General features: G+C 70.7%; 10 protein-coding genes. 5 read left to right on the forward strand and 5 right to left on the reverse strand.

The features are described 5' to 3' along the window. Nucleotides 1-10: 10 nt before the first annotated feature. Together ENSA5_RS23920 and ENSA5_RS23925 are read right to left on the reverse strand one after the other, a co-directional pair. Nucleotides 11-340, reverse strand: a complete 330-nt coding sequence (locus ENSA5_RS23920; protein ID WP_106394008.1) for a GlgB N-terminal domain-containing protein — start codon at nucleotides 338-340, stop codon at nucleotides 11-13. After that, nucleotides 340-2787 (reverse strand): glycogen/starch/alpha-glucan phosphorylase, encoded by a 2448-nt coding sequence (locus ENSA5_RS23925; RefSeq protein ID WP_258182996.1) that lies wholly within the window; start codon nucleotides 2785-2787, stop codon nucleotides 340-342. The genes ENSA5_RS23920 and ENSA5_RS23925 overlap by 1 nt, the downstream gene beginning before the upstream one ends. A gap of 381 nt (nucleotides 2788-3168) precedes the next feature. Between ENSA5_RS23925 and ENSA5_RS23930 the strand changes: the two genes are divergently transcribed. After that, nucleotides 3169-3771, forward strand: a complete 603-nt coding sequence (locus tag ENSA5_RS23930; RefSeq protein WP_146156045.1) for a hypothetical protein — start codon at nucleotides 3169-3171, stop codon at nucleotides 3769-3771. 20 nt (nucleotides 3772-3791) lie between these two features. Here ENSA5_RS23930 and ENSA5_RS23935 read toward each other — a convergent pair whose 3' ends face one another. The 3 genes from ENSA5_RS23935 to ENSA5_RS23945 all read right to left on the reverse strand — a co-directional run bounded on the left by ENSA5_RS23935 (nucleotide 3792) and on the right by ENSA5_RS23945 (nucleotide 8359). Next, nucleotides 3792-5375, reverse strand: a complete 1584-nt coding sequence (locus ENSA5_RS23935; protein WP_106394010.1) for a tetratricopeptide repeat protein — start codon at nucleotides 5373-5375, stop codon at nucleotides 3792-3794. Beyond that, nucleotides 5372-7207 carry an MYXO-CTERM sorting domain-containing protein gene (locus tag ENSA5_RS23940; protein ID WP_146156046.1) on the reverse strand — a complete coding sequence of 612 codons (1836 nt, stop codon included), beginning with the start codon at nucleotides 7205-7207 and terminating at the stop codon, nucleotides 5372-5374. The genes ENSA5_RS23935 and ENSA5_RS23940 overlap by 4 nt, the downstream gene beginning before the upstream one ends. A gap of 264 nt (nucleotides 7208-7471) precedes the next feature. Further along, nucleotides 7472-8359, reverse strand: a complete 888-nt coding sequence (locus ENSA5_RS23945; RefSeq protein WP_181198078.1) for an STAS domain-containing protein — start codon at nucleotides 8357-8359, stop codon at nucleotides 7472-7474. A gap of 996 nt (nucleotides 8360-9355) precedes the next feature. Between ENSA5_RS23945 and ENSA5_RS23955 the strand changes: the two genes are divergently transcribed. The 4 genes from ENSA5_RS23955 to ENSA5_RS23970 all read left to right on the forward strand — a co-directional run bounded on the left by ENSA5_RS23955 (nucleotide 9356) and on the right by ENSA5_RS23970 (nucleotide 12729). Beyond that, nucleotides 9356-10147: a class I fructose-bisphosphate aldolase gene (locus ENSA5_RS23955; RefSeq protein WP_106394014.1), complete on the forward strand. Its 792-nt coding sequence runs from the start codon at nucleotides 9356-9358 to the stop codon at nucleotides 10145-10147. Nucleotides 10148-10439: 292 nt separating this feature from the next. Beyond that, nucleotides 10440-10922 (forward strand): hypothetical protein, encoded by a 483-nt coding sequence (locus ENSA5_RS23960; protein WP_106394015.1) that lies wholly within the window; start codon nucleotides 10440-10442, stop codon nucleotides 10920-10922. Between the two features lie 90 nt (nucleotides 10923-11012). After that, nucleotides 11013-11210: a hypothetical protein gene (locus tag ENSA5_RS23965; protein ID WP_146156047.1), complete on the forward strand. Its 198-nt coding sequence runs from the start codon at nucleotides 11013-11015 to the stop codon at nucleotides 11208-11210. A gap of 187 nt (nucleotides 11211-11397) precedes the next feature. After that, complete coding sequence (locus ENSA5_RS23970; protein WP_106394017.1) at nucleotides 11398-12729, forward strand: hypothetical protein; 1332 nt, start codon at nucleotides 11398-11400, stop codon at nucleotides 12727-12729. Nucleotides 12730-12823: the final 94 nt, after the last annotated feature.

Below are 12823 nucleotides of genomic sequence, written 5' to 3' on the forward strand. Positions count from 1 at the left end.
AGGCCGACCCCTACGCGCTCGCGGGGCGCAGCTCGGCCGCGAACGCGTAGGGGTCGGCCTTGAGGGGCAGGGTGCGACCGTCGTGGGTCCGCAGCTCGTACTTGTAGAGGGCCCCGACGGCGACGCCCGGGATGAACAGCTCCCACACGCCGAGCTCGGCCCGGGCGCGCATCGGGTCGCGGCCGCCGTCCCAGTCGTTGAAGTCGCCGACGACCGCCACCCTCGCCGCGCTCGGGGCCCAGACGGCGAAGCGGACCCCGGCCACGCCCTCGCGCTCGCAGGGGTGGGCGCCGAAGATCCGCCACGGCCGCGCGCGCTCGAGATCTTCGGACGTGGCCATCAGTCCGGGGTCGGCATGGCCCAGATCGTCCGCGCGTAGTCGCGGATCGTGCGGTCCGACGAGAACGCGCCCATGCCCGCGATGTTGAGGACCGCCCGCTCGGCCCACGCCTCGGGCCGACGATAGAGCGCGTCGACCCGAACCTGCGCCGCGCGGTAGTCGGCGAAGTCGGCGAGCAGCAAGTAGGTGTCGCGCTCGAGCAGCCTGGCGATCAGGCCCTGATAGCGATCGGGCTCGGCGGGCGAGAACGCACCGCTGGCGATCGCGTCGAGGACCGCGCGCAGGGTCGGATCGTTGTTGTAGTAGCTGCGCGGCTCGTAGCCCTGGGCTCGCAGATCGCGGACCCGGACGGCGTCGAGCCCGAAGATGAAGAAGTGCTCGCGCCCGACGGCCTCGGCCATCTCGATCGTCGCGCCGTCCCAGGTCCCGATCGTCAGGGCCCCGTTGAGGGCGAACTTCATGTTTCCGGTTCCCGAGGCCTCGGTCCCGGCGGTCGAGATCTGCTCGGACAGATCTGCGGCCGGGAACAGGACCTCGCCGAGCGAGACCCCGTAGTTGGGCAGGAACACGACCCGGAGTCGACCGGCGACGCGGGGGTCGTTGTTGACCACGGCCGCGACGTCGTGGATCAGCCGGATGATCAGCTTGGCGACCGCGTAGGCCGAGGCCGCCTTGCCCGCGATCACGACCGTGCGCGGGAGCCAGTCTTGCTCGGGGGCCGCGCAGATCGCCTGATAGCGGGCGACGACGTCGAGGACCTTGAGCAGCTGGCGCTTGTACTCGTGGATGCGCTTGATGTGGACGTCGAACAGGCTGCTCGGGTCGACGCACAGGCCGAGCTCGTGCTCGATCCGCGCGGCGAGGCGCTGCTTGTTGTGGGCCTTGGCGGCCTGGACCTGGGCGCAGAACTCGGCGTCCGTGGCCAGCGGCGCGAGCTCGGCGAGGCGGTGAAGCTGCGTGCGCCAGTCGGGGCTCGTGCCCAGGCGTTGATCGAGCAGCCTTGCGAGCGGGGCGTTGGCCTGGGCCAGCCAGCGCCGCGGGGTGACGCCGTTGGTCACGTTGCAGAAGCGATGGGGCAGGAGCTTGGCGTAGTCGGCGAAGATCGTCTCGACCATCAGCTCCGAGTGGAGCTTGGACACGCCGTTGACCTTGTGCGAGGCGATGATCGACAGCGGGGCCATGCGGACGTGGCGTTGGCCGCTCTCGTCGATCAGCGAGACCCGGGCGATGAGCCCCTCGTCACCGGGGACCGCGGCGCGGACCTGGGCCAAGAAGCGGGAGTTGAGCGCGTAGATCAGCTCGAGGTGGCGCGGGAGCAGCTCCTCGAGCATCGGCACGGGCCAGGTCTCGAGCGCCTCGGGCAGCAGGGTGTGGTTGGTGTAGCTAAACGCCGCCTTGCACTGGGCCAGGGCCTCGTCCCAGGACATCGCGTGCTCGTCGAGCAGGAGGCGCAGGAGCTCGGGCACCGCGAGGGCCGGGTGGGTGTCGTTGAGGTGGATCGCGGCCTTGGCCCCGAGCGACTGAAGATCGCCGTGGTCTTCGAGGTGCCGGGCGATCAGATCCTGGAGCGACGCGCTGACCAGGAAGTACTCTTGACGCAGGCGCAGGCGCCGTCCAGTGGCCGTGGAGTCGTCGGGGTACAGGACCCAGTTGATCCGCTCGGCGGCCTGCTTGGCGGCCCCAGCGGCCGCGTAGTCCCCCCGCGAGAACGCGGCGAGATCGATCGGCTGGCTCGGCGAGGCCTGCCACTGACGCAGGACGGCGACCCGGCGCGTGCCGTAGCCGGGGACGATGAAGTCCCAGGCGGTCGCGTGGAGGCGCTCGCTCGGGATCCAGCGTCGCGGCTCGCCCAGGGCCTCGGTCCCGGTCTCGGCGAGGCCTTGAACCGCGCCGCCGAAGCCGACCTCGAAGCGCAGCTCGGGCCGCTGGAGCTCCCAGGGGTTGCCGTCGCGGAGCCAGTCGTCGGGCTCTTCGACCTGCTCGCCGTCGCGGATGCGCTGGGCGAACATGCCGTACTCGTAGCGGAGGCCGTAGCCGAACGCGGGCAGGCCGAGGGTCGCCATCGAGTCGAGGAAGCAGGCGGCGAGGCGACCGAGGCCGCCGTTGCCGAGGGCCGCGTCGGGCTCGCGCTCGAGGATCTCGCCCGGGTCGCGGCCGGCTTGACGGGCGGCCTCGCGAAAGGCCGGCTCGAGCCCGAGGGCGGCGAGCGCGTTGCTCAGCGCGCGGCCCATGAGGAACTCCATCGAGAGGTAGTGGACGCGCTTGGCCCCGGCCTCGCGATCGCTGCGCAGGGCCGCGTTCATGCGCTCGGCGAGCTCGGCCCGGCAGGCGTGGGCGGCCGCGCGCATCCAGGCGTCGAGCGGGCTGTGGTCCGGGGTCCGGCCGCTCTCGCGTTCGACGCGTGCGAGCAGCTCGGCGGTGGTCGTGGGGTCGATCGAATTGGGCACGGGGCCGGGCCGTGGATACCACGAAAGAACGCGGCTCGACCCGGGCTCGGGTCAGTCTTCGCAGCAGCAGCGGACGGAGATCACGCTCGGGCCGATCGGGAGCTCCGCGCGGGTTGACGCGAGCCCCTCGATGGCCTCGCTGGAGTCGGCGTCGGCGTCGGAGTCGGCGTCGGCGAAGGTCTCGAGCGTGGCAAGCGGAGACTCGCCTCGCCCGGTCGCGCAGGAGGTCGCGGACCAGGTCAGATCTGCGCCTCACACACCGCCGCGCAGGTCTCGAACGCGTCGGCGGGTGCGCAGGCGCTCCACGTGCCGATCGGACCGCCGGCGACGAGGGGGGCCACAACTTGCCCTCGCATAGCTGGGGTTGGGTATCATGCGCGAATGTCAGGTCGTTGCGTCATGTTGTTGGGCGGTTGCCTGCTCGGCGTTGTTTTGGGGTGTGGTGAGAGCTCGAACGACGAGGGCGTCGACTTCGAGACCGGGGCGTGCCCGATCTCGACCGAGGGCTGCGCGTGCACCTCCAGCGGCGAATGCGATCCGGGCCTGGTCTGCGACGCGCAGGTCTGCGTCGCAGGTGGCGACACGACCGGCGACGGCGACGGCGACACGGGAGACGGGGACGGGGACGGGGACGGGGACACGGGCGACGGCGACACGGGCGACGGCGACGGCGACATGAGCTGTCACCCCTTGATGGTCGACTGCCCGACGGTCGGGACCACCTGCACCTGGGACGGGGCGATGTTCACCTGTCTGCCCGGCATCATCGCGCTGGGAGACTCCTGCGATCCCGCGACGCCGCAGTGCATCTCGGGCTTCTGCGCGCCGATGGGCATGCTCTTTGACTGCCCGAGCAACTACTGCTGCGCCGGGTTTTGCAACCTCGACTCGCCCACCTGCTCCCAAGCCGGGACGCAGTGCGTCGAGTACTTCCCGGACGGCGCGACCACGCCCAACGTCGGCGCGTGCCTCTCGGGCCCGTGAGGGGGCCGGGCGCGCTGCGTTCAGGGGCCGCGCACCCACCGGGCCAGATCGGCCGGAAGCTCGAGCCCGCCGAGCTCGCAGGCCTCGCTCAGGTCGGTCACGAGCTCGCCGAGCAGGGCCTCGTGCTCCTCCGGATCGGCCTGATGATGGGGGAGCAGCAGCCGCAGCCCCTCGCTCAGCGAGTCGACGGCGGCCCGCTGATCACCGAGGTTGCGCTCGATCGCCCCGCGGACATCGAGGGCCCCCGCGAGCTCGGGCGGATCGGCCAGTGAGCGCGCGAGCGCGACGGCCTCGGCGGCGCTGCGGTGGGCCTGCTCGCGCCGTCCGAGCCCGTCGAGGTCGAGGGCGAAGTCGCGGAGGGTCCAGACCAGCGTGAGCGTGTAGTCCTCGGGCTCGCGGTCTGCGAGCGTTCGCACGATCGCAAGGGCCTGGGCGCTCGCTTCGAGCGCAGCTTCGGGCCGGTCGACGGCGTGCAGATCTTGGCTGAGGTTGAGCAGGGTGTCGGCGAGGTCGAGGTCGAAGCGCTCGGGCTGGGTCTGCGCGAGCCCCCGCAGGAGGTCGACGGCCTCGGCGGTCGCGGCGAGGGCCTCGTCGTCGCGCTCGACCTTCGACAGGTCGACCGAGACGTCCCGCAGGGCCGTGGCGAGCTTGGGCTGGTAGCGCTCGGGGTCGGTCGCGGCGAGGCTTCGCAGGGCGGCGATCGCCTCGGTCGCGTGAGCGATGGCCTGCTCGTACTCACGGGCCCGACTCAACCGCACGCCGATCGTGGCCGACACCTCCGCGAGCCGCGGGAGGTAGCGCTCGAGGTCGGTCGTGGCCAGCTCGCGATAGAGCCGCGCGGCCTCGAACATCGCAGCGAGGAGCTCGGGTTCGCGGTCGAGCACGATCAGCCGCCGCGCGAGGCTGTCGAGGCCCGAGGCCAGCTGCGGCGTGAATTCTTCGGGCCGGGACGCGGCGAGCTGGCGGTAGCGCTCGACGGCCTCGAGCGTGGGCGCGAGGGCCTGCTCGTGCTGGCCCTGCGCGGCGAGCTGAACGCCGAGCTTGTCGAGGGCCCGAGCGAGGTCGGGACCGGCGCCCTCGGGATCCTCGCTCGCGAGCCGGCGATGGATCGCCACGCCCTGCGCGGTCGCGGTCGCGGCCTCGGCCTCACGACCGAGATCGCTGTAGCTCAGGCCGAGGTTTGTCAGCGCCAGCGCGAGCTCGGCGGTGAACGAGCCGGGGCTGGCGTCGGCGAGCTCGCGGTAGAGCGCCGCGGTCTCGGTCGCGGCTTCGAGGGCCTGCTCGTGGTGGCCGGCCTCGGCCAGACAGTTGCCGAGGTTGTTGACGGCGCTCGCGAGCTCGGCGCGGTGATCCCCGGCGTGATCGCGGACCAGGCCCGTCCAGATCTCGACCGAAGCACGCGCGGCTGTGAGCGCCTCGTCGTCCTGGCCGAGCTCGCTCGCGCGGCAGCCGAGGTGGTTGAGGGCCCGCGCGAGCCGGGGCAGGGCGGCGTCCGGGTCGCGCTCGACCTGCGCCCGCGCCCGCTCGACGGCCTCGCGGGTCCGGGCGAGGGCCTCGTCGGAGGGCGCGAGCTCGACGGCGTCGGTCATGCTGCTCTCGGTCATGCGCGGCGCCGACGAAGCAAGCCGAGCAGCCCGACGAGCGCGAACGCTGCCAGCGGCGAGCCTGGCTTCGAGCTTCGGCAGTTGCACCCGTCCTGGCCGTCGCGATCGCCAAAGAAGTCGCCGCCGGTCCCAAAGTCGTCGCTGCCATCGGTGCCGCCGTCGGAGCCGCCGCCGCCGTCGCCCTCGGAGCCCGCGTCCGCGTCGCCGCCGTCTGCGGGGTCACCGTCGCCGTCTCCGCCGTCCCCATCGCCGTCGCCGCCCTCGCCCAAGAAGCCGACGTTGGCGAAGGCGAAGCTCTGCTCGGTCAGGGGATCCTCGCCGATGCAGCTGACGTAGTCGTAGCTCCAGCTCGCGGTCACGAGCCAGCCCTCGGGCATCGCGGGCTGGCCCACGGCCTCGACGACCATGGTGATCGTTTGCCCTGCGCTGGCCTCGAGATCGCCGAGCTCGACGCCGCTGACGAGCTCCTCGGTCGTGACCGGCTGCTGGTTGACGTCCCCGTTCACGCCGTCGATCGCAAAGGAGACCAGCTCGAGCCCCGGGCCGAGCGGGGCCGTGAACAGCAGCTCCGAGGCGAGGACCTCGCCGTCGTTGAGCAAGTTGAAGGTCAGGGTCGTGTGGTCGCCGATCCCGATCGCGGCCGGGGTGACCTCGACCGCGGTCTCGGTCTCGGTCTCGAAGTCGGGCGAGCTGACGTCGATCTCGAAGGCCGCGAGCACGGGCATGAAGGAGTCGCCGGTCGTGACCGCGCGCAGGACCGCGGCGGTCTGCCCGGCGCTGAGCTGGTCGTCCACCGACGAGACCTGCAGCTTGGTCACGTCCCAGCCCTGGCGACCGCCGACCACGTTGACGCCCGCGAACGCGTCGTGGTTGGCGTCGCCGGCCGAGCCGAGGGTGTTCAGGGCGCCGTCGTTGCCGTTGATCTGCGAGGCGAAGAAATTGTCGACGGGGTTGTTGGGCCCCGAGAGCTCCGCGAAGGGGCCGTTGACGCTCGGGGCGATCTGAAACACGTCGCCGGTCCGGTTGGCGTCGCCCTCGAGCGCGCTGATGACGACCGCGCCCTCGACGGTGCCCTCGGGCGGGGTGCAAAAGCCCGAGACCGGGTAGTCCTCGGTCGTGTCCTCGTCGACGAACTGCCCGCCGACGAACACCGTCAGGTTGCGGGTCGGCGCGTCGGTCGAGCGGTAGACGACGACCAGGGTCCAGCCGGCCGCGTTGAGCTGCTCGATCGAGAAGTCCTGGGTCGCCGGGACGCCCGTGACCGTGTACGTGGTCCCGAGCTGCTCGGCGACGAAGTCGGTCACGTCGGCCGAGCGCATGTAGTAGTTGACGGCGAAGCCCCCGTTGGCGACCTCGGCCAGGGTGACCGCGGTCTCCTGGCTGGGGATCGCTTCGAAGGTCATCCCGTCGGCGGCGAGGGTCACGGGCACGTCGAGGTCCGCGCTGACGTCCTCGGTCCCGTAGAGGTAGCTGCCGCCCCAGACCAGCTCGGCGTAGACGACCTCGATCCCGGTCGAGGTCTCGGGCAGATCGAGGACCGCCGACGAGCCGTCGAGGGTCCAGTCGGAGGTCGTGCCTCCAGCCCAGGGGTTGCCCATGTTGGCCGGGAAGTCGTCGACCAGCTGGGCGTCGGGGCTGAGGAAGGTGCCGATCGAGTCGCCGACGCCCGGACCGTTGGCGGCCGGCTGCTTGGACAGGCCGAGGGTGTTGCCGGTCGTGGCGACGCCGCCCTTGGCGGTGATCGAGAAGCGCAGCTCGCTGGCGTCCGCGGGCGCGGCGAGGGCCAGCAGCGCGATGGCGAAGGCAGGCAGGGCGAAAAGACGGGGCCGCATGGCGGGCAGCATACGCGATCCGCTGGACCCGCCACCCCTCATCCCTAGCAGCCCGGGGTGCAATGCCTCGCGCCGCCTCGCTTGGCCTTTTCGCCGAGGGCTTTGTCGCCAAAACTTGCAGTACGCCCGGTACAGCGGCGTTTTGGCTTCGCGCCCTCGGCAAAAATTCCGGCGCGAGGCGACACGATGCATTGCACCCCGGGCTGCTAGCAGAGGATGGCAAGCGCAGGCCCGATCCAGCACGGGCGAAGCGCGGCTACCCGCTCAACCAGGACCGGCCGAGGCGCGGCCGCGACGATCCCTCAGGAGACGCAGCGCGCTCTCGAGGTTGCGCATGCACATGCCCGCCGGAATCTGTGCGTTCGAGCTCACCAGCGCCTGGGCGTTGGCTCCCGAGATCCCGGTGAGGTAGGCCCGCGTGCCCAGCAGCGCGAGGGAACGCGTCAGGCGAACGAGCTCGTTGGCGGTCATCTCGTCCATCTCCCCCAGCCCCGTGACGTCGATGACGACCTCCCGGGCCTTGGTCGCGCTGACCGCATCGAGCAGCTTCTCGCGCACGATCTCGCTGCGCTGTAGGTCGAAGTTACCCGCCAGCGGCAGGGCGAGCACGCCAGCGCCGACCTCGAGGATCGGGGCTGTCAGCGCGATGATGTCGCGCTTTTGCGCTTCGATGACCTGCAGCTTCTCGTCGAGGGCCTTGGCTGATTTGGCCACGGCCTGGGCCTCGCTCCGCGCGACCTCGGCGGCCTCGAGCATGGCCTCACTCTTGGCCTGAGCCCGGCGCTCGTCTGTGACGTTGGTGAATTCGACCAGCGCCCTGGACTCGGAGAGCGGCCGGACCACGACCGAGAATACGCCGTCGGGGACGATCTCGTCTTTGTAGGGGACATCGCCGAGCTCCATCGTGGTCTGGGACTCAATGGCCTGGGTGAACACGCCAGGCAGCGGGGTGTCGAGCGAGCCTGGAAAGCCGATCGCGATCTGCTTGTTGAGCACGTCTTCGACTCGCACGTTTAAAAAGCGCGCCGCCGCCGGGTTGCAGATTCGCAAGACCAGGCTCTCGCGCTCGCCTGGGACCTCGAGCTCCCACACGCATACGCCCACGCTGAGGAGATCGAGGACACCGCCGAGCGCAACCGCGGACAAGGGCATGGGCCTGAGCATACAGATCGCCGCTTGCGTGGGGGCCGCGAGGGGGTGTTGCGAATCCGAGCCTGTCCGACGTCCGCGCCGCGGGGGTCAATACTCGTGCACCAGGATTGTTTTTGACCAACCTGGCCATCCGTGGCGCGCATGAACAACGCCATCCGGGGCATCGGTCACGAGGAGCTCGATCACCGCTATCGCGCTGCTGCATTGCGTGATCGAGATTGTGGGGCGGCCCAAGCGCCGTATGACCGCTACTCGCTGCACATCAAGATGGAGACCCTCGCGCGCTTCAGGGTCCTGAGGCGGATCCCACCGGACGTGCGCCGAGCTCCCTGTCGCTGGCCATGCGCGCGGGGTGTCGGTGCCCGCGCTGCGGATGCTCCCGGACGTCGCGCGGGGCCTCGGCCGAGGTCGAGCGTCGGGTCCGGCTCGGCGAGGTGTCGCCCCAGTCACTTGAGTCGCCCGCGTCCGACGCCGCGACCGTCCGCGAAAGGTTTCACCGGGCCTTGCTCCGCGCCCCGCGGGTTGGGTCGCCGGGCTCGGGCGACATCTCGGTCCGGGTCGAGCACGCGATCGCCCACGCTGTCCCGGCTCAGGCTGTCGAGCTCTCGTTGGAACGCGGTGATGGGCGGGCTGATCGCCGCGGCCACGCGCGATCGGGGCGGCACCCGATGTCATCTCCGTGCAGCTGCCCGCGGGTGGTGTCGACGTGGTCTACGTCACCCTCGGGACCGAGCAGACCGCGAGCCCGTTCGCCGCCGCCGTGCGTCCGGGCGGTCACGTCATTGATTCGGGCGCCTTCGCTGCCCGGCAGCGCCGTGATTCACCGCCACGAGGTCATCGTCGACAGCGCGTGCGGCCAGCGGATCGAAGCGCCTGATCGATCTTCGTCCGCTGGTGACCGCGCGCGATCCGAGCGAGCAGCTCGACGCCGCGCTCGAGCACGCGCTCGATCCGAGCTCGTTGCGTATAATTGTTGGGTCCGGAAGCTGAGCGCCCATGTCGAACTCCAGCAACACCAAGCTTCGACTCCGTCGGATCTTCGCAGCTGACGGTCGGTCCGTACTGATCGCTCTCGATCACCTGTCTCGACCCGGGGCCGGGGTGCGCCTGCGCGATCCGGGCCGAGTGTTGCGAGAGGTCGCCGCGGCCGGGGTCGACGGCGTGTTCGTGCAGGCTGGGCTGCTCATGCGCTGCCGCGCCGAGCTCGGGCGCACGACCGCGATCCTCAGTCACCCGCGTGAGCTCGCCTCGGACCGCGGCGCGGTCGAGCACGCCCTGCGCCTCGGCGCCGACGCGATCAAGGCCGAGGCGCTCCCGGGCTCGGCGACCGAGACCGACTCCGTGGCCAAGCTCGCCGCGCTCGCGCTCGAGTGCGAGCGCTGGGCGATGCCCCTGGTCGCCGAGATGTTGCCCCTTGGGTTCAAGGCCAAAGACCAACACACGCCCGCGCAGCTGGCCGACGTCGCGCGGCTCGGGGCCGACCTCGGGGCCGACGTGGTCAAGACCAGGTACACCGGCGACCCCGACAGCTTCGCCGAGCTCGTCGCCCTCGCCGAGGTCCCGGTCGTGGTCCTCGGCGGGGCCAAGGAGGAGCTCCGTCCGCTGTTCGCGATGGTTCGCGCGGTTCTCGATGCTGGCGCCGCCGGGGTCGCGATCGGGCGCAGCGTGTGGTCGTCGGACAAGCCCGGCCACGTCGCCGGCGCGCTCATGCGCCTCGTGCATGAAGGGGTCGGCGTCGACGCGGCCCTGACCGGGGTCACCCGGGTCTTCGTCGGACCGGGCTGGTAAGAGTCCTGAGCGGGGCGGTGTCCGGGGTCTTCGTTGGCGTCGACCTTGGCGCGCGCGCTCGTGCGTGGGGCCTAGCAGCCCGGGGTGCTAGGCGCGAATGCTCGCCTCGCACATTTGACATACATTCAAAAATATACTAATAATGAATCGAGCCATCCGCGGTCTCTCGATTCGATCGTCAACGCGATCAAGTCGATTGATTCGATCGCGTCGACGCTCCTCCACCGGACTCGCCCGACCCGAGAGGTCAATACGCGAGGCGCCGGCTTCACTCTCAACCAGAAAGGTTCAAATGTCTGTCCAGACCAAGCTCAAGTACGCACTGTTTCCCAGCCGCAAGGCCGCGCGCGCGGCTCAGCCCGATGTCGACGCCGTGATCGAGGGCGAGGTCGAGCTGCTCAGCGATCCCGGCGATCTGACCCAAGACAAGATCCCGCTGCGCCATACCATGGCCGGCGTCGGCATGATCATCGGCGCCTCGGTGACCGCAGGGTTGATGCTCACGGCGCTCGTCGGGCTCGTCTTGCTCGGCGTCGACGCGCTGCCCTCACGCGTGCCCTCGCCTTACGCGACGATGGCGATCGTCGTGATGCTCGCGGCCCTGCTCGGCGGCCTCGCCGGAGCGCTGTCGTACTCGACCCGCGCCCGCGAGGAGCTCCGCCGGCTCCGCGCGCTGCTGCGCCTCGGCAACAGCGTGCTGTTGATCGAGACCGAGCGCGACCTCAGCGAGATGCTCCGCCGACGCGGCGCGATCCAGACCGGCAGCCTCGTCTAGCCTCGCCTCGTCTAGCCTCGCCTCGCCTCGCCTCGCAGAGTTTTTTCAACGAAAGGAACATCAATGAATCCAATGATAATTGCAGCAATATTGGCCGGCCTCGCCGTGGGCTTCGTCGGCCTCGCGGCCATGATCGCAAGCGGAACGGGCGGCGCGAGCCAAGGCAGCGCCCTGTTCAAGACCGGCAACCCCAGCCTCGGTGGTGCGTCGGCCACGCTCGGCGCGGGCGAGAGCCACGTCGAGATCCCCGCGACCCTCGAGGCCACTTTGGAGCGGCGACCAGGTTGAGCTCGCGCCGCCAGGCAGATCTGAGGCCACTCTTGCCGTCGTCGAACAGCGCTCGCGGTATGCTCGGATACAGCTTCGACCGCGAAGGGCGATCAGTCGCCCTGCATGACCTGGCCAGACGAGCAGCAAGCCACGAAAAGTGCAGGTCGTTGGCAACCGAACAGCGCGCCGATCGTGCAACTACCGAGTGACTGCCGCCGAGCTCTGGACGCAGGTACGGGTCTCATTTGCGGGCACCATCGTCGAGCTGGTCCACCTGCGGCCGGGCCAGAACTTCACCCTCGGCGAGGGGCCCGACGCAGATCTGACCTACGCGACGCCCGGGCTCCACCGCCTGGTCTCGGCGACCGCAGACGGGGCCGTGCTCGCGAGCCTCGAGACCGGTGAGCTCGTCGCCCTGCGCGAGGACGAGTGGACCCGCATCGAGCTTGGGCCGCTGACGATCGAGGTCGGGACTGAACGCCAGATCGCACCCGAGCTCGGAGCCCGGCCCCTCGACGTCGGCTGGTGGCTGGGCCTCGCCAGCACCGCGCTGATCGTGGTGACCTTCCTGACCTTGTCGCGGATGGCTGGCGAGGTCCAACTGCCCCCGCTCGAGACCGACGCCGCGCCCTATCTGGCCTACACCCTCCGGTCCGAGCCCGAGGCCGCAGAGCTGCGCCAGGAACGGCCCGAGCTCCCGCCACCGCCAGCTGTCTCGCACCCCACGCGCGAGGAGACCCGTCGAGCAAAATCGCGGGAGCCGGCCGCTGCGACCACGCCCGGCCCCAGCCTCGAGCAGGCCGAGCCGGGCGCGAGCGGGGCGGAGCGTAAAGCAACCAGCATGCGGCTCGCTCGCAGCGGGTCGGGCCCCCGCGTTGTCGCACCGATGCTCCAGCGCGACACCAGCCCGGCCGAGGCCGCGCGCTCGGCCGGCATGCTCGCGGCCATGGCCGAATACGGGGGAGTCGAGGGCGTGATCGCTACCGCCGCGACCAACTTCGCCCCGGAGGTCGACGATTCGGAGCTGTGGGCGTCGATGACCGGTGGATCGATCGATGTCTCGGTCGGGGGCCTCGACTTGATCGGCAGCGGGCGCGGCGGGGGAGTCGCGAGCGAGGCCATTCGGTCTGGCGCTCCCTCGCGTCCGCAGCCCGACCTCGCCGACGTCCCCCCGTGCCTGGGCAGCGCCTGCGAGCGCCCGCGCGAGACGAGTGAGACGAGTGAGACGAGGCGGGTTCGGGTGGTCGAGACCCGCGTCGAGGGTGAGCTCGACTCGAAGCTCGCGCTGCGCTTCGCCAGCTCGCTGGGCAAGATCTGGAGCGCGTGTCTGCGCGGCGGCGAGGAGGTCCAGACCTTCGAGCTCAGCTACAGCGTGCTTGGGGATGGTCGGATCGGCTCGGCCAAGATCCCGATCACGCAGCTGTCGTCAAAGTCGAGGCGCTGCATCACCACCGCAATCAAGACCCACGCGCCGGGGCCTGGACTGACCCGAGACGGGCGCGCGGCGAAGGTCGTGCAGCGCGTCGAGCTGCGCTGAGGCTGTCGGCGACCGAGCCACCGGCCGCTCGCGGCCGCGTGTGGCCGAGTCGCTGACGGCCGCGGGGGTCATGCGTGCCCAGGGGGCTCTTCGT

Source organism: Enhygromyxa salina (genome assembly GCF_002994615.1).
In the GTDB taxonomy this organism is placed as follows: domain Bacteria; phylum Myxococcota_A; class Polyangia; order Nannocystales; family Nannocystaceae; genus Plesiocystis; species Plesiocystis salina_A.